Origin of the sequence: Ancylobacter aquaticus (assembly GCF_004339465.1) — a bacterium.
GTDB classification, from domain to species: domain Bacteria; phylum Pseudomonadota; class Alphaproteobacteria; order Rhizobiales; family Xanthobacteraceae; genus Ancylobacter; species Ancylobacter aquaticus.
Genome location: NZ_SMFY01000001.1, coordinates 507,499 through 522,413 on the forward strand (window position 1 = coordinate 507,499; position 14,915 = coordinate 522,413).

Annotated in this window: 17 protein-coding genes; 12 read left to right on the forward strand and 5 right to left on the reverse strand. The window is 64.3% G+C overall.

The features are described from left to right. Positions 1 to 70 precede the first annotated feature (70 nt). The 5 genes from EV667_RS02375 to EV667_RS02395 all read left to right on the forward strand — a co-directional run bounded on the left by EV667_RS02375 (position 71) and on the right by EV667_RS02395 (position 4,105). The gene (locus EV667_RS02375) at positions 71 to 622 is read left to right on the forward strand and encodes an amino acid synthesis family protein (RefSeq protein WP_131833727.1); all 552 of its coding nucleotides are present in this window, start codon (positions 71 to 73) and stop codon (positions 620 to 622) included. 135 nt (positions 623 to 757) lie between these two features. After that, positions 758 to 1,513 carry an ABC transporter ATP-binding protein gene (locus EV667_RS02380; protein ID WP_131833728.1) on the forward strand — a complete coding sequence of 252 codons (756 nt, stop codon included), beginning with the start codon at positions 758 to 760 and terminating at the stop codon, positions 1,511 to 1,513. After that, positions 1,506 to 2,225, forward strand: a complete 720-nt coding sequence (locus EV667_RS02385) for an ABC transporter ATP-binding protein (protein WP_131833729.1) — start codon at positions 1,506 to 1,508, stop codon at positions 2,223 to 2,225. The genes EV667_RS02380 and EV667_RS02385 overlap by 8 nt, the downstream gene beginning before the upstream one ends. A 3-nt stretch (positions 2,226 to 2,228) precedes the next feature. Next, positions 2,229 to 3,116, forward strand: coding sequence for a branched-chain amino acid ABC transporter permease (locus EV667_RS02390; RefSeq protein ID WP_131833730.1), 888 nt, complete (start codon positions 2,229 to 2,231; stop codon positions 3,114 to 3,116). Then, on the forward strand, positions 3,113 to 4,105 hold the full coding sequence (locus EV667_RS02395; protein ID WP_207907661.1) for a branched-chain amino acid ABC transporter permease: 993 nt from the start codon (positions 3,113 to 3,115) through the stop codon (positions 4,103 to 4,105). The genes EV667_RS02390 and EV667_RS02395 overlap by 4 nt, the downstream gene beginning before the upstream one ends. A 46-nt stretch (positions 4,106 to 4,151) precedes the next feature. On the opposite strand, the gene EV667_RS02400 is transcribed toward EV667_RS02395, so the two are convergent. From EV667_RS02400 to EV667_RS02420, 5 genes are read right to left on the reverse strand one after another with little or no spacing between them, the layout of a single operon-like run. Next, on the reverse strand, positions 4,152 to 5,246 hold the full coding sequence (locus tag EV667_RS02400) for a mandelate racemase/muconate lactonizing enzyme family protein (RefSeq protein WP_131833731.1): 1,095 nt from the start codon (positions 5,244 to 5,246) through the stop codon (positions 4,152 to 4,154). Between the two features lie 17 nt (positions 5,247 to 5,263). Next, a complete protein-coding gene (locus EV667_RS02405) occupies positions 5,264 to 5,746 on the reverse strand; it encodes a hypothetical protein (protein ID WP_131833732.1) in 483 nt (160 codons plus the stop codon). 4 nt (positions 5,747 to 5,750) lie between these two features. Beyond that, positions 5,751 to 6,278, reverse strand: a complete 528-nt coding sequence (locus EV667_RS02410) for a permease (protein ID WP_131833733.1) — start codon at positions 6,276 to 6,278, stop codon at positions 5,751 to 5,753. Positions 6,279 to 6,289: 11 nt separating this feature from the next. Next, on the reverse strand, positions 6,290 to 7,798 hold the full coding sequence (locus tag EV667_RS02415) for a tripartite tricarboxylate transporter permease (RefSeq protein ID WP_131833734.1): 1,509 nt from the start codon (positions 7,796 to 7,798) through the stop codon (positions 6,290 to 6,292). A 10-nt stretch (positions 7,799 to 7,808) separates the two neighbouring features. Then, positions 7,809 to 8,270, reverse strand: a complete 462-nt coding sequence (locus EV667_RS02420) for a tripartite tricarboxylate transporter TctB family protein (RefSeq protein ID WP_131833735.1) — start codon at positions 8,268 to 8,270, stop codon at positions 7,809 to 7,811. A gap of 151 nt (positions 8,271 to 8,421) precedes the next feature. Here EV667_RS02420 and EV667_RS02425 point away from each other — a divergent pair, with 151 nt between their 5' ends. From EV667_RS02425 to EV667_RS02455, 7 genes are all read left to right on the forward strand, one after another. Next, a complete protein-coding gene (locus EV667_RS02425) occupies positions 8,422 to 9,297 on the forward strand; it encodes a fumarylacetoacetate hydrolase family protein (protein ID WP_131833736.1) in 876 nt (291 codons plus the stop codon). Between the two features lie 98 nt (positions 9,298 to 9,395). Beyond that, the gene (locus tag EV667_RS02430) at positions 9,396 to 10,283 is read left to right on the forward strand and encodes a substrate-binding domain-containing protein (protein ID WP_131833737.1); all 888 of its coding nucleotides are present in this window, start codon (positions 9,396 to 9,398) and stop codon (positions 10,281 to 10,283) included. Positions 10,284 to 10,296: 13 nt separating this feature from the next. Next, a complete protein-coding gene (locus EV667_RS02435) occupies positions 10,297 to 10,665 on the forward strand; it encodes a cupin domain-containing protein (protein ID WP_131833738.1) in 369 nt (122 codons plus the stop codon). Further along, positions 10,662 to 11,393 carry a GntR family transcriptional regulator gene (locus EV667_RS02440; protein WP_131833739.1) on the forward strand — a complete coding sequence of 244 codons (732 nt, stop codon included), beginning with the start codon at positions 10,662 to 10,664 and terminating at the stop codon, positions 11,391 to 11,393. The genes EV667_RS02435 and EV667_RS02440 overlap by 4 nt, the downstream gene beginning before the upstream one ends. A 161-nt stretch (positions 11,394 to 11,554) precedes the next feature. Beyond that, a complete protein-coding gene (locus EV667_RS02445) occupies positions 11,555 to 12,481 on the forward strand; it encodes a tripartite tricarboxylate transporter substrate binding protein (protein WP_165901540.1) in 927 nt (308 codons plus the stop codon). A gap of 48 nt (positions 12,482 to 12,529) precedes the next feature. Next, positions 12,530 to 13,285: an SDR family NAD(P)-dependent oxidoreductase gene (locus tag EV667_RS02450; protein WP_131833741.1), complete on the forward strand. Its 756-nt coding sequence runs from the start codon at positions 12,530 to 12,532 to the stop codon at positions 13,283 to 13,285. After that, positions 13,276 to 14,643 carry an MmgE/PrpD family protein gene (locus EV667_RS02455; RefSeq protein WP_131833742.1) on the forward strand — a complete coding sequence of 456 codons (1,368 nt, stop codon included), beginning with the start codon at positions 13,276 to 13,278 and terminating at the stop codon, positions 14,641 to 14,643. The genes EV667_RS02450 and EV667_RS02455 overlap by 10 nt, the downstream gene beginning before the upstream one ends. Positions 14,644 to 14,915: the final 272 nt, after the last annotated feature.

Genomic DNA, 14,915 nt, shown 5'->3' on the forward strand with positions numbered 1-14,915 from the left:
CGCGAGGCCACCTCAGCGCCGGCGCATTGCCGCCGGCGCTCCTTCATCCAGCGCAATCTACGGAGTGACCATGTCTGCCATGCAGGTGCGTAAAATCGTCGTGCAGCTTGAGGAAACCCATAGCGAGATCGGAAAGGCCGTGTCTCCGCCCTCGCGCAAAGTCACCATTGCCGCCGTCATCACGAATCCCTTTGCCGGCAAGCATGTGGAGGAACTTGCGCCGCTCTACGACCTTGGTGCCGAAGTCTCGGCCCTGCTCGCCGAGCGCGGGCTGGAAATACTCGGCGTTGGGCCGGAAGCCATCCAGAACTATGGCAAGGCCGCGATCGTCGGCACGGAGGGCGAGATCGAGCACGCCGCCGCGCTGTTGCATCCGAAGTTTGGCGCTCCGGTTCGATCAGCCGTCGCCGGCAAGGACATCATCCCCTCGACGAAGAAGATCGGCGCGCCCGGCGCGGCTATCACCTTCCCGCTCACCGGCAAGACCTCAATCTGGGACTTCGACCAGATGGACGCGGCCGAAATCACAATCCCCGACGCGCCGCGGGCGAACGAGGTGGTGGTCATCCTCGCTCTGGGCATTGGCGGGCGACCGCTTCATCGGATCAAATTGCCGGCCTGAGCTCGGTTGGCCTGGACGGGTGGGGATGCTGTGCTTCCCACCCCGGCTGACCGCTCTGATACAGAGCGACCGGACGGTACCGCGCCAAGATTCGCAAAAAGAATCATGCGGGATCGGCACTAGGAGGAAACGCCAATGACCGAGGACCACATCCTCGCGACGGAAGGGCTTTCGAAGAGCTTCGGCGGGTTTCATGCCGTCTCGGATGTCGATCTGCGGGTTCGGCGCGGCGCGATCCACGCGCTGATCGGGCCCAACGGCGCCGGTAAAACGACCTGCTTTAACCTGCTGACGAAGTTCCTGACGCCGACGACGGGCACCATCCGTTATAATGGCCGCGACATTACCAAGGTGCCGACGGCGGGCATCGCCCAGCTGGGGCTGGTGCGGTCCTTCCAGATTTCGGCGGTGTTTCCGCACATGAGCGTGCTGGAGAATGTGCGCGTGGCCCTTCAACGGCAGCGCGGCTTTTCCTTCGACTTCTGGCGATCCGAGAAACTGCTGCGCCGCTACGATGCTCAGGCGCTTGAGTTGCTGGATGAGGTCGGCTTGGCGGGAGATGCCGGCCGGCACGCAAGCGAGCTTTCCTATGGGCGGAAGCGTGCTTTGGAACTTGCGACCACGCTGGCGCTGCAACCCGACATGATGCTGCTCGACGAGCCGATGGCGGGAATGGGCCATGAGGACATTGACCGCATCACGGCGCTGATCCGAAAGGCGTCCGCTGGCCGCACCATCTTGATGGTGGAGCACAATCTTTCCGTCGTCGCGGACCTTTGCGACCGCATCACCGTGCTGGCACGCGGGCGTGTCCTCGCCGAGGGGGATTACGCAACGGTGTCCAGCGATCCGCGTGTGATCGAAGCCTATATCGGAGCCGGGCATGCTTGAGCGCGCTTCCGCGACGCCCCTGATGGCGGTGAAGAACCTTGAGGCCTGGTACGGTGAATCCCACATTCTGCACGGCATTGATCTCGATATAGCCGAGGGCGAGGTCGTGACCCTGCTGGGCCGCAACGGGGCCGGCAAGACCACGGCGTTGCGCTCCATCATGGGAATGGTTAGTCGGCGTACGGGTTCGATCCGCATTGGCGGGAAACAGACCATCGGCCACACCTCGCGGCAGATCGCCCGGCTCGGGGTCGGCTATGTCCCGGAGGAGCGCGGCATCTATGCCAGCCTCACGGTGAAGGAAAACCTGCACCTGCCGCCCCGGATACGACCTGGCGGTCTCAGCGATGAGCAGATTTTCGAACTGTTTCCCAACATTCGCGAGCGGCTGGCGAGCCATGGGTCGAAGCTGTCAGGTGGGGAGCAGCAAATGCTGGCGCTCGGGCGCATCCTGCGCACCGGCGCCCAGCTCCTGCTGTGCGACGAGCTTACCGAAGGGCTCGCCCCGGTCATCGTGCAGCAAATCGGTGCGACCTTGCGCGCGCTGCGTCAGCGCGGCTTCACCATCCTGCTGGTCGAAAGTAATTTCCGGTTCGCGCAGGGCGTTGCCGATCGCCACTACATCGTCGAACAGGGTCGCATCGTCGACATGGTCGACAATGACGATCTGGAACACAGCCTGCCCCGGCTCAACCGCTATCTGGGGGTGTGAGCGATGATCCCGTTTCTCGATATTCCCGTACAGGCGCTCTTCGGCCAGTTGCTGCTCGGCCTCATCAACGGCTCGTTCTATGCCCTGCTGAGTCTGGGTCTCGCCATCATCTTCGGTCTGCTCAACATCATCAACTTCACCCATGGCGCCCAATATATGCTCGGGGCCTTCGTCGCCTGGATGCTGCTGAATTATCTCGGCATCGGCTATTGGTGGGCGCTGCTGCTGGTGCCGATTATCGTCGGTGCGAGCGGCGTCGTCATCGAGCGCTTGCTGATCAGCCGGCTCTACAAGCTCGATCATATCTATGGATTGCTGCTTACCTTCGGCATTGCCCTGATCATGCAGGGCCTGCTGCGCAACGAATATGGCGCGTCCGGCATGCCCTACGCCATTCCGCCAGAACTGGCGGGCGGCCAGCGGCTGGGCTTCATGTTCCTGCCCAATTACCGGGCGTGGGTGATTGTGGCGTCGGTATCGGTGTGCCTCGGCACCTGGCTGCTGATCGAGTGTACCCGGCTCGGCGCCTATTTGCGGGCAGCGACTGAAAACCCGGCGCTGACGCAGGCGTTCGGCATCAACGTTCCGCTACTGGTGACGCTCACTTATGGCTTTGGCGTCGGTCTCGCCGCACTTGCCGGGGTGCTGGCCGCACCGATCTACTCGGTCAATCCAAACATGGGTGCCGACATCATCATCGTCGTCTTCGCGGTGGTGGTGATCGGCGGGATGGGCTCGATCCTTGGGGCGATCGTGTCCGGCTTTGCGCTGGGCCTGATTGAGGGCCTGACCAAGGTGTTTTACCCCGAGGCTTCGACGACCGTGATCTTTGTCATCATGGCAATCGTTCTGCTCGTGAAGCCGGCGGGACTGTTCGGGAGGACAGCATGACGATGGTACAGGAAATTGCCGTGCCGCCGCTTACCGCGACGCCGACCCCCATGCGTGCGGCCGAGCCGGCTGCGCATTATGGGCGCCTGTTCATTGCCCTGACGGCCGTGCTGCTGGTGGCGCCGTTTGCGGTCTACCCGATGTTCCTGATGACGCTGCTGTGCTTCGCGTTGTTCGCCTGCGCGTTCAACCTGCTTCTCGGCTATGGCGGGCTTCTCTCGTTCGGACACGCCGCGTATTTCGGCATGGGCGCCTACATCACAGGCTATGCCGCCAAGTCGTGGGGGCTCGGGCCGGAGTTGACGGTTCCGCTCGGCGCGCTGACGGGGGCCGGGCTCGGCCTGGTGTTCGGCGCCCTCGCCATTCGCCGGCAGGGTATCTATTTCTCGATGATCACGCTCGCGCTGGCGCAGATGGTGTTCTTCTTCTGCCTGCAGGCGGCGTTCACCCACGGCGAAGACGGCATTCAAGGAATTCCGCGCGGGCATCTGTTCGGTCTGGTCGACCTGTCCGACGACCGTGTGCTCTATTACGTCGTGCTGGCGCTGTTCATGGCCGGCCTGCTGGGTATTTTCCGCATCATCCACTCGCCGTTCGGGCAGGTGCTGAAGGCGATCCGCGAGAATGAACCGCGAGCGATATCGCTTGGCTACAATGCCGCGCGCTACAAGCTGGCCGTGTTCGTGATTTCGAGCGCCATAGCAGGTGCTGCTGGCGGCATGAAAGCGCTGGTGTTTCAACTCGCGACGCTCACAGACGTGCACTGGACCATGTCGGGCGAAGTGGTGCTGATGACGCTGGTGGGCGGTATGGGCACGGTGTTCGGACCTATTGTCGGTGCGGCCGTCATTATCACCATGCAGAACTACCTGGCGCATCTCGGCGCGTGGGTCACCGTCGTCCAGGGCGCCATATTCGTCGCCTGCGTGCTGCTGTTTCGCGAGGGGATCGTCGGCGTCATCGGCCGCTGCCTGCGCTGGCGCCTGTAGCGAACATGCCGGCGGGGAGACCGCACTTCATGGTTCGCACACGCTCCTAGGGCTGCTGCAGGGTGTCCTTGAGAAAGGCGTGGTTCGGCTCGACCCCCAGTCCCGGTGCCTCCGGAACCTTCAGGCAAAGGCCGTCAAACGTCGCGGCTCCGGGAAAGAGCAGGTCGCATACGGCGGTGGTGATGGCGTGCAACTCCACCGGCCCACCATTCGACAGGCCCGCCATGAGATGCAGGTTGAAGGTCGGCCAGCCGCCGCCGACAGCGAGGGGCAGGTTGAACATCTGGGCCGCGTGCGCGACCTTCCGGGTGTCGGTGTAGCCACCGCCATAGCAGCAATTGGGCTGCAGGATATCCACCGAACGGTGCTCGATGAGTTCGCGGTAGCGCCAGCGGTGCCCCTCCATCTGGCCGGCAGCGATCGGGATCCGGGTTTGCCGGCGCAATTCGGCAAGGCCGCGGGCATCGTTCTGCAGCAGGGGCTCCTCGAAGAACGCGATATCGAGTTCCTCCGCCGCCTGACAGAGCGCGCGGGCTTCGACGCCGTTCATGCAGTAATTCGCATCCATCGCCAGCGACCGTTCGCTTCCGATGGCGTCGCGCACCGCGCGCAGGCGCTTCAGATCCTCCCGCCAGCCGCCTTTCGCTACCCCCACCACCATTTTCAGCAACGGGTGGCCCTGATCGGCGGAATGCCGCGCCGCGGCGGTCAGCTGGTCGATGTCGTAGTCGGGAACACCGAAGGTGCAGTAGGTGTCGGCCCGGGTACTGAAACCGCCGAGCAGCTGCGCGACAGTGCGTCCCGCCGCCTTGCCCGCGATATCCCACAACGCAATATCGAGCGCCGAGAGCGCGTGGACGATCACCCCTGTCTGGCACCTCATGTTGAGCTTGCGCCAAACGGCGTGATGGATCGCCTCGGTGTCGCGCGGGTCCATGCCCTTGACCAGCCGGCCCACATCGCGCCTGAGCGTGTCGGCGACGGCGAAGGGCAGCATCTTGCCCGTCAGCCCATAGCCGGTAATGCCGTCATCCGTGCCGACCTCGCAGAAGACGAATCCCCAGGACGTCGTTCGATTCTCGGTAAAGGGGAGCGGGACCTCGACCTTGTGAACGGAGGCGGTGACGGAGACAATCTTCATGGGGCGCTCGCTTGGGTTCAGGACAGCAGAAGGGCGATCAAGCCGGACAGCGGCGGCAGCACCAGCGAAGCCGCGAGACGGCGCAGGGCGAAGTGGACGCCCATCAGCGGCACCTCGAACGCGGCAAGCCGGTGAATGGCGACCACGGACCAGGCGGACAGCAGGGCAATGAGCTGCGGTGATCCCGCGCCCCCCGCCTGGAAGATGAGGACGATCGGGAAGGACACGACGGGCCCCCCGGGAATGATCGCGCCGAAGGCTGACGCAATCAGCACCCCGCCCATTCCCGATTCAGGTCCAATCCAGCCGCCGATCACCTTGTTCGGAATCAGCGGGGTGAGCAGTTGCGCGGCAAGCACCGCCAGGAACAGGGCGGGTATCGTACGGCCGAGTGTCGAGACGGCAATCTGAAGTGCATGCCTCAGTCGCGCGCGATCGCGGATGGCCGTGACCCCGACGGCGGCACAGGCTGCGGCGCCCATGAGGTAATCGACCAGCATGGCGTCAGCGCCGCGAAAGTCGGCGCATCAACAGCCCCGCCAGCACCGGCAGGGTGATGCAGGAGGCCAGACGTAGCACCACGAAATCAGAGCCCATCAGCGGCCATTCCCAGATGATGATCCGCTGGATGCCGATCAGGCTCCATCCGGTGAGGAAGGCGATGAGCAGTCCCGCCTCGACCCCGGCAGCGGCAAGCGCGGCGACCAGCGGAAAAGAGGCGAACGGACCGCCAACCGTGACCGCTCCCGCCGCCGAAGCGATGGCGAGGCCCCTCACGCCCCGCCCCTCGCCGAACCATTTGCCCAGGCCCTCGCGAGGCAGCCAGGCCTGCATGACGGCCGCCAGTATGACGGCTGCCATGATGCGGGGAGCAAGGGAGGCGAAGTCGGCCGTGCCTGCCCATAGCCCTGCGACAAAGCCCGAAGGACCGAGAAACGCGAGACTTAGAACGGTGGCGACCGACACCAGCGCCACGGGCAAGGCCAGGTGCCCGTGGCGCTGGAGGTGGGTCGGACTTGGCCGGTGCTCCATGTCGCCGGCCTTCAGACCAGCGACTTCGCGCTCGGCCGCCGGCGCGACCAGATGTGCTGGGCCGTCGGCGCAAGAAGCGAGAAGAGCGTGAAAGCCGCCAGGATCAGGCAGACCGGGGTGGACAGGAAGATGAGAGGGTCGCCGCCCGAGATGGTCATGCCCTGCCGGAACGCCTGCTCCATCAGATTGCCCAGCACGACGCCCAGAATCAGCGGCGCCACCGGAATGGCCGCCTTGCGGAAGAAGTAGCCGACCACCGCAAATCCAAGGGCGAGATAGACCTCGGTGATCGAGTTGTTGACCGAATAGACGCCGGTCAGCGCGACCACGAGAATGCCGGCCATAAGGATGCCCGACGGCAGGTAGAGAATGCGGACGAACAGCCCGATCAGCGGCAGGTTCAGCACCAGAAGAATGACGTTGCCGACATACATGCTGTCGATCAACCCCCAGACGAGCGCGGGCTGTTCCTGCATCAGCTGAGGTCCCGGCTGGATGCCGTACATGATGAAGGCGCCCAGGAGAACGGCGGTCACTCCCGAGCCGGGGATTCCCAGCGTCAGTAGCGGAACGAGGTTGCCCGAGACGGAGGAATTATTGGCGGCCTCCGGGCCCGCAACGCCCTCGATGGCGCCCTTGCCGAACATCTCAGGATGCTTGGATAGCCGCTTCTCGGTCGCATAGGACAGTACCGTGGCGATGATGCCGCCGGCGCCGGGAAGGATGCCGACCAGGAAACCGATCACGCCACCACGGGTGATGGGTCCTATCGAGCGCCGCCACTCCTCCGGGGTACACCACAGTTTGCCGCTGATCTTGATTGGTTTCAGCTCGCCCGCGTACCAGGCCTTTATCTGGTAGAGCACCTCGGTCAGCGCGAAGAAACCCACGACGATGGACAGAAAAGGAACGCCGTCCTGGAGCGTCGGAAAGCCGAAAGTGAACCGCTCCTGCCCGCTTTGCAGATCGATGCCGGCTGTCGCGATCATCAGCCCGAAAAAGACCGAGAACATGCCCTTTGCCAGGGAACCGCCGGTGAACGCGCTGACGGCCGACATGGTGAACACCATCAGCATGAAATTCTCGGCGGGTCCGAATTCCAGCGCGACAGATGCGAAGGGAATGGCCAGCACCGACAGCGCGATGACGCTGATCGTTCCCGCGACGAAGGAGCCAACGGCGGCCACCGCCAGCGCAGCGCCCGCACGCCCGTTGCGCGCCATGGGGTAGCCGTCGAAGACGGTGATGACCGAGGTTCCGTCGCCCGGCGTATTGATGAGCACCGAGGCCGCTGTGCCGCCGTAGGATGATCCGTAGTAGATACCGCACAGCATGATCAGCGCCGATACCGGCTCAAGGCCGAAGGTCAGCGGCAACAGCAGGGCGATGCCGGCGGTGGCCCCGATGCCGGGAAGAATACCGATGATCGTTCCAAGCAGCGCGCCGACGAAGACGAACATCAGGTTGGTTGGCTGCAAAGCGACGGCAAAGCCGTCAATCATGTAGGGAAGCGACTCCATGACCTGCTCCTCAACCCAGGAATGACAGGATGCCGGAGGGAAGCGGAACGCCCAGGAACCGCTTCAATCCGACGTAGAGGAACGTGGCTGTGCCTAGCGAGACCGCGAGGTTGGTCGCGAGCTTCCCCCGGTGGAACGCGGACGTCACGCCGAGCATGAGCAGGAAAGTTGTCAGAAGATAACCCACGCTCTCCAGCGTGAGTGCATAGGCGACCGCCGCTGCCGCGGCACCGAAAATGCCCAGACGCTGGCGCCGCTGAAGCAGGGGGTCGACCGGCGCGGCGGCGACGGGCACGGCGCGCTGGGCTTCCATCCAGAGCATCATGCTGATCAGGAGCATCGCTCCCCCGAGCAGCATCGGATACATGCGCGGCCCTACCGGGTCCTCGGCAGCGCGCGTGGGAATGTTGTAGGCGATGGCGAGATAGCTGCTGCCGATCAAAAAGGCGGCGATCGCGATTGACCTGCCCATTGGGGCCCTCCCGTTTTCTATCGAGTTGCCCCCAGCCTAGGACCATCGGCCACTATGTGCAAATATATAAATATATGTATTATTGCCCTGGCGCGGCACTCCCGGTAGGGTCCTGTGCTGACGCAAAGGAAAGCCGACAGGGAGAAGGCGCATGAAACTCGTCTCGTTTCGCAGCAGCGCGCAGGCGCTGGCTTTTGGCGCCGTTATTGGCGACGAGGTCGCGGTGCTCGGCGGGGATGGGGACGCGCGCTGGGGTAGCTTGCGCGCGCTGCTGGAGCGCGGCGGCATCGCGGCAGCGGAAGCGGCGATCGCCGGCGCCCCGCGCGTTCCGCTGGCCGGTCTGCACTACGCGCCGGTCATTCCCGATACCGACATGATCTTCTGCGTGGGGCTGAACTATGCCAAGCACATCGCGGAGATGGGCCGCGAAATGCCGCAATACGCGGCGCTGTTCCCGCGCACGGGTCGCAGCCAGATCGGGCATGGCGAGCCCATGGTGTTGCCGCGCGTTTCAACCCAGCTCGACTATGAAGGGGAGCTTGCCTTCGTCATCGGCACGGGTGGGCGCTACATCCGGGAAGAGGACGCCCTTTCGCACGTCGCCGGCTACTCCTGCTACAATGATGGCAGCCTGCGCGACTTCCAGCGCCACACCCACCAGTTCCTTCCCGGCAAGAATTTCTGGGGCACCGGCGCCTTCGGCCCCTGGCTGGTGACGCCCGACGAGTTCGGCGACGTCGCCTCACATGGCGTCACCACGCGCCTTAACGGTCAGGTGATGCAGCAGGCGGGCTTCGACGACTTCCTGTTCACCGTGCCCCATCTCATCGCCTACATCTCCAGCTTCACCGAGCTGAAGCCGGGCGACGTCGTCATCACCGGCACGCCGGGTGGCGTGGGCACGGCGCGCAAGCCGCCGGTCTACATGAAGCCGGGCGACGTCGTGGAAGTCGAGATCGACGGTATTGGCGTGCTTCGCAACACGGTCGTGTCAGAGGCTGACGTCACTGTCCCGGGCGTCGCATGAGCGGGGTTCTCACCTTCGCCTGCGGCCGGACCGACCGCACCGAGGCGTTTTTTACTGGCGAGACCGTTCTGGAGGGCGGCCGGCTCGCGCCGCTCGCTTTGCCGCCGCCGGAAATTTTCCCCCGCGCGCTGAAGCGTGCTGAATTCGATGTGACCGAGCTGTCGGCATCCAGCTATCTGGTTCACCTCTCGCGCGGCGTGTCGGAATATGTCGCGTTGCCGGTGTTTCTCTCGCGCTTCTTCCGCTTCGATTCAATCTATGTGCGCGCCGATCGCGGTATCGACGCGCCGGCCGATCTCCGGGGCAAAGTGGTTGGCACGCCCGAATTTCAGATGACGGCAGGCGTCTGGGTGCGGGGGATACTGCAGGAACATTTCGGCCTCGATCACCGCTCCGTGCGCTACGTCACCGGCGGGCTTAACCTTGCGGGGCGAAAGGAGCGGATCCCGCTCGCACCGGGTCCAGGCCAGGATATTCGCCCGATCGACCCCGCCGAGACGTTGAACGCGCTGCTTGCGCGCGGCGAGATCGACGCGGTGGTGGCACCCGAGCCCCCGGCCTGTTTTCTCGACGGCTCCGCGCCGGTCCGCCGCCTCTTTCCGGATTCGCGGGCGGCGGAACAGGCTTATTTCGCCGCGAGCGGAATCTTCCCCATCATGCACCTCGTCGCGGTTCGCCGCAGCCTGGTCGACGCGGATCCCACGCTGGCCGGCCGGCTGTTCAAAGCTTTCGTGCTGGCGCGCGATGCCGGCTATCGGCGCCTTGAGGCGATGGCGAACGCGGGCAGCCTCCCGCTGATGCTGCCCTGGCTGCAGGTCGAACTTGCGAATACCAGGAAGGCCCTGGGCCACGACCACTGGCCTTACGGATTTGAGGCCAACAGGGCGGCCATCGAGGCGCTGTGCCGCTACTCCTTCGACCAGTCGCTCTCGGCGCGCGCCGTCGCCCCCGAGGAGCTTTTCGACCCACGCGTACTCACCACCTGAGGGAACAGGAACAATGAAGTATTTCCATCGCTTCGAAGACATGGAGCAGTTCGCCTTCGGGCCCAGCGTGACCTCGTCCTTCGGCGCCAAGGTTCCGGGCGAGCGCATGATCCTGGGTCTGGCGCGCAAGACGCCGGGAACGGGTTCAAAGCCGCACAAGCATAATGCCGAGCAGTTCAACTACATGGTGCAGGGGACCGTTCACGCCATCGTCGGCGACGAGGAGATGACCGTGACAAAGGGCGGAGTGGTCTACATCCCCGCCGGTGTCGTTCATACCATCACGGCGATCGGCGACGAGGATGTGGTATTCCTCACCGTCAAGGACAAGCTTGAAGAGTTCAAGGTCGAACTCGTTGGTGTGACGGAAGATACGGCATGAGTCTGACAGCCGATCAGGACAATGGCCTGCCCCTTTATCAGAGTGTGCGTCAGCAACTTCGCGCCGATCTGGAACAGGGGCGGTGGAAGCCGGGGGACATGCTCCCGACCGAGGCCGAGCTGGCCCGCCATTTCGGGCTCAGCGTCGGCACGATACGGCAGGCCGTTCTCGCGCTGGTGCGCGAGGGCTTGCTCACGCGGACGCCGGGCCGCGGCACCTTTGTCGCGCGCTTCGACACCCGGGGTGGCTTTGGTCGGTTCTTCCGTTTCCGCGATGAGGCCAACAGCCCGATGGAGCCGAGCGTGCGCCATCTGGATACGACCCTGATCGAGGACGGCGACCCTGACATAGCGGCGCGGCTTCAGAGCCCGCCAGGTACGCCGATCTATCGCGTTCGCCGGATGCTGCTTGGAAATGGCGAGCCGATCAGTCTCAACATCTCCTATCTCGACAGCACGGCCTATCCCGGCCTCGAAACGCTCTCGCTCGACGACCAGCGCCTTTATACCGTGCTGGAACGTCGTCATGGCGTGCTTGTGCTGCGCGCGGAGGAAGATCTGCGCGCCGGGCTGCCGGAGGAAAGCGAGGCGACGCTGCTTGGCATTTCGCTGTCGACGCCGGTGATGATCGTCGAGCGCACCGCCTATGGACACCGCGGCTCGGTCATCGAGTGGCGTCGCACCATCGGGCGCAGCGACAAGTTCCGCTACCACATCTCCTTGCCCTGATCCCTGTGAGACCAAAGGCGTCGCCCAAGAAACGCTTTGACTCAAATATAAATATATATATATTTATATCATAAACAAAAACACAATGGGAGGAATCTATGTCTCGAGCCCGCATCTTCGGCCGCGCGACCGCCCTCGCGTTCGCATTCTCCGCCACGGTCATGCCCGCCAGCGCCTGGGAGCCAACGGGTGACGTCGAAATTCTTGTAACGGTCGGTCCAGGTACGTCGCCCGATCAGCTTGCCCGGCAGTTCCAGTCGATCTGGAGAAAGCAGGGCACCGTGAAGAACAACGTCATCGTCACCAACAAGCCCGGTGGCGGCGGGGCGGTGGGCCTCGGGTACCTCAACAACAGCCATGCCGGCAGCGGCGAGAACCTGGCGATCGCCGGCGCCAGCATGGTCTCCAACAAGCTTGCGGGACGGTCCCCGATCGGTTGTGACGAGGTGACGCCGATCGGCCATGTCTTCGCCGAGTATATCGGCGTCGCCGTGCACCCGGATTCGCCGATCAAGGATGCCAACGACCTGTTGGCACGGCTGAAGGCGGACCCCCAGTCGCTGTCGATCGGCATAGCCACCAGCCGGGGCAACTCGAACCATCAGGCCATTGCCCTCCCGGCCAAGCTTGCGGGCGTTGACGTCTCGAAGCTCAAGACGGTCGTGTTCCAGGCCGGCAGCGAGGCGCGCACAGCGGTGATGGGCAAGCATGTCGACGTCGTCCCCGCGAGCGTCGGCAGCCTTGCAAAGCAGGTCGAGGCCGGCCAGTTGCGCCTGCTGGCGATCAGCGCGCCGGAACGCATGACCGGCAGTGTTGCCGATGTCCCGACCTGGAAGGAACTCGGCTTCGATGCCGTGGTCTCCAACTGGCGCGGTTTGATCGGCCCGAAGGACATGCCGCCGGAAGCCGTGACCTATTGGGAAGGCGTCGTAGAGGCCACCATGCAGGACCCGGATTTCAAGAAATCCGCCGACGCGGCTTTCCAGACCGCAAAGCTCATGAAGCACGATGAATTCGCGGCGTACTGCAAGGAAGAGGAAAAGAGCCTCGATCTGATCCTTGGGGACATGGGCATCGGCACCAACTGAGGCGCCCAGTTAAAAGTCCTCCCTCTATTTGCCAGCGGGATCGCGAACATGCTGCGGGAACTGGATGGACAGGTGGCGCTCGTGACGGGTGCCACCCGGAATATCGGCCGGGCGATTGCCGAAGACCTCGCTGGCGGCGGGGCGGCGGTCGCGGTCGCAGGCCATAGCAATGCAGAGGCGGCGCGCGATGTGGTCGATGCCATAATGGCGCAAGGGGGCCGCGCCTTCGCCGTGCTGGGCGATGTGCGCGATCCGCAATCTGTGGCGCAGATGGCGGCACAGACGCGGGGCACCCTCGGCCCCATCTCGATACTGGTGAACTGCGCCGCCGTCCGCGAGGAAACGCCGTTCGCTGATATCCAGCTCGCCGACTGGCAGCGGATACTGTCGATCGTGCTCGATGGCGCCTTCAATCTTGCTCAGGCCGTCCTGCCGGATATGCAGGCGGCGGGCGGCGGCACCATCATCAATATCGGTGGGGAAACCGGGCACACCGGCGCCCGCGAGCGCGCCCATGTGGTCACTGCCAAGGCGGGTCTGGCCGGTTTCACCAAGGCGCTCGCGCTCGACCTCGCCGGCGACGGCATCACCGTGAATTGCGTCGTGCCGGGCACCATAAATACCGAGAGCAGCGCCATGCGCCGCCATGCCGGCTCGCAGTTCAAACAGAAGCGCATGCCGCCGCTCGGTCGGCGGGGCGAGCCGTGGGAGATCGCGGCCATGGTGCGGATGCTGTGCGGGCCGGGGGCGCGCTATATCACCGGCCAATCGGTCCATGTGAATGGCGGTCATTCATGTCCTTGAATCCGTCCAGCACGCTCTCGCTTCGCCTGGCCGAATTCGTGGCCGGCACCGGCTATGACCAGCTTTCCCAGCCGGCTCTCGACGCCGCGCGCCGTTCACTGGTCAATTTCCTTGGTGTCACCATTGGTGGGGCCCATCACGAAGAAACCCAATCGGCGCTCGCCTCGGTCGAGGCGCTTGGTGCGGGTGGGCCGTTCACGGTCATCGGGCGATCGGAACGGCTCGACGCGATGAGCGCGGCCCTCGTCAACGGCATCGGCTCCGCCGTGCTTGATTTCGATGCGACGCAGATGAAGCACACCAACATCCATCCCAGTGGACCCGTGCTGCCAGCGCTGCTTGCCATCACGGAGCTCCGGAACGTGAGCGGCCGTGACTTCATAGCGGCCTTCGTTCTTGGAACGGAGATCGCCTGCCGGCTGGCCAATCATCTGCTGGGTGGCAAGAACCCCGGCTGGCACGTTACGGGCATTACGGGTGGCGTGGGCGCTGCCGCGGGGGCGGCGAAGCTTCTCGGCCTTGATCCTCCGGCCATGGTCGCGGCGATGGGCATCGCCGCCAATCAGGCCGCTGGCCTGCGCGAGATGTATGGAACCGCGTGCAAGGCACTCACGCCCGGCCGCGCGGCGCGCGACGGTCTGCTCGCGGCCGTAATGGCGTCGCACGGCTTCTCCGCCCCAGCGCGACCGATAGAGGGTGGAAAGGGGCTGGCGCGTGTCTATGCCGATATGGAGGCGCCGGAGGAACTGGCGGCCGATCTCGGCGCCGGCTTCGAGATCGAATTGAACGTGTTCAAGCCCTATCCGTGCGCCATCGTCACGCACGCGGTCATTGATGGCGTTGCCGCAATATGTCGCGACAGCGCCGTGGTGCCGGGCGCGATTGCGCGGATCGAGCTGACGGTTTCCCCCGTAGCGATTCAGCTTGCCGGCCACATGGACCCGCAAACGCCTCTACAGAGCAAATTCAGCCTGTCGCAGGCTGCCGCGCTTGCCGCCGTCCATCACGACGCACGCGTCGCGCACTTCAGCCGGATGTGCCTTGAAGATACGACATTGCGAGATTTGCGCGCGAAAGTCGTTGCCCGGCCGCAGGAGGGATATCGCAAGAACGAGGCGTTTATCCGCATCGTGCTGGAGGATGGGCGTACGCTGGAGCGCCGCGTTGAGCACGCCCTCGGCTCATTGGAAAACCCGATGTCCGATGCGGACATCGCCGGAAAGTACCGCAGCCTCGCCACCGGCGTGATCGGGCCGGCCCAGACCGAACAGCTCCTGGACGCCATCATCAATCTTGCCGCGTGCGACGACGCGAGCCTGCTTGTGCGCTACGCTTCAAGGCTGGAGGGGCGCTCCTGAACTGTGACTCCCCAGTCCGATGACAATAACACCGTCATAGTTAACACCGTCATGGTTGGTCGAGAGCGCCAACAGAATGACGGCGGCTCAGCCCCTGCACTCGCCGCCCTATCGAATTCCTCGAAGCGCGCTGCGGCTATGCTGCCTTCTCCATAGCGAGCAACTTTCGCTTGCATCTCGGCAAAGACGCACAGCGAGCAAGCGGCCAAGTGCCCTTCGGGCGAAGGGCTCAACGGCCCAACTGCGATGCGCGCCGAAATGCTCCCCACCGA

Excerpts from the sequence above, each read along its gene's own strand:
- EV667_RS02375 (WP_131833727.1), top strand. The coding sequence starts at position 71 with ATGTCTGCCATGCAGGTGCGTAAAATCGTCGTGCAGCTTGAGGAAACC.
- EV667_RS02420 (WP_131833735.1), bottom strand. The coding sequence starts at position 8,270 with ATGGGCAGGTCAATCGCGATCGCCGCCTTTTTGATCGGCAGCAGCTAT.
- EV667_RS02455 (WP_131833742.1), top strand. The coding sequence starts at position 13,276 with ATGTCCTTGAATCCGTCCAGCACGCTCTCGCTTCGCCTGGCCGAATTC.
- EV667_RS02445 (WP_165901540.1), top strand. The coding sequence starts at position 11,555 with ATGCCCGCCAGCGCCTGGGAGCCAACGGGTGACGTCGAAATTCTTGTA.
- EV667_RS02380 (WP_131833728.1), top strand. The coding sequence starts at position 758 with ATGACCGAGGACCACATCCTCGCGACGGAAGGGCTTTCGAAGAGCTTC.
- EV667_RS02440 (WP_131833739.1), top strand. The coding sequence starts at position 10,662 with ATGAGTCTGACAGCCGATCAGGACAATGGCCTGCCCCTTTATCAGAGT.
- EV667_RS02435 (WP_131833738.1), top strand. The coding sequence starts at position 10,297 with ATGAAGTATTTCCATCGCTTCGAAGACATGGAGCAGTTCGCCTTCGGG.
- EV667_RS02405 (WP_131833732.1), bottom strand. The coding sequence starts at position 5,746 with ATGCTGGTCGATTACCTCATGGGCGCCGCAGCCTGTGCCGCCGTCGGG.
- EV667_RS02395 (WP_207907661.1), top strand. The coding sequence starts at position 3,113 with ATGACGATGGTACAGGAAATTGCCGTGCCGCCGCTTACCGCGACGCCG.
- EV667_RS02400 (WP_131833731.1), bottom strand. The coding sequence starts at position 5,246 with ATGAAGATTGTCTCCGTCACCGCCTCCGTTCACAAGGTCGAGGTCCCG.
- EV667_RS02390 (WP_131833730.1), top strand. The coding sequence starts at position 2,229 with ATGATCCCGTTTCTCGATATTCCCGTACAGGCGCTCTTCGGCCAGTTG.
- EV667_RS02385 (WP_131833729.1), top strand. The coding sequence starts at position 1,506 with ATGCTTGAGCGCGCTTCCGCGACGCCCCTGATGGCGGTGAAGAACCTT.
- EV667_RS02425 (WP_131833736.1), top strand. The coding sequence starts at position 8,422 with ATGAAACTCGTCTCGTTTCGCAGCAGCGCGCAGGCGCTGGCTTTTGGC.
- EV667_RS02410 (WP_131833733.1), bottom strand. The coding sequence starts at position 6,278 with ATGGAGCACCGGCCAAGTCCGACCCACCTCCAGCGCCACGGGCACCTG.
- EV667_RS02415 (WP_131833734.1), bottom strand. The coding sequence starts at position 7,798 with ATGGAGTCGCTTCCCTACATGATTGACGGCTTTGCCGTCGCTTTGCAG.
- EV667_RS02450 (WP_131833741.1), top strand. The coding sequence starts at position 12,530 with ATGCTGCGGGAACTGGATGGACAGGTGGCGCTCGTGACGGGTGCCACC.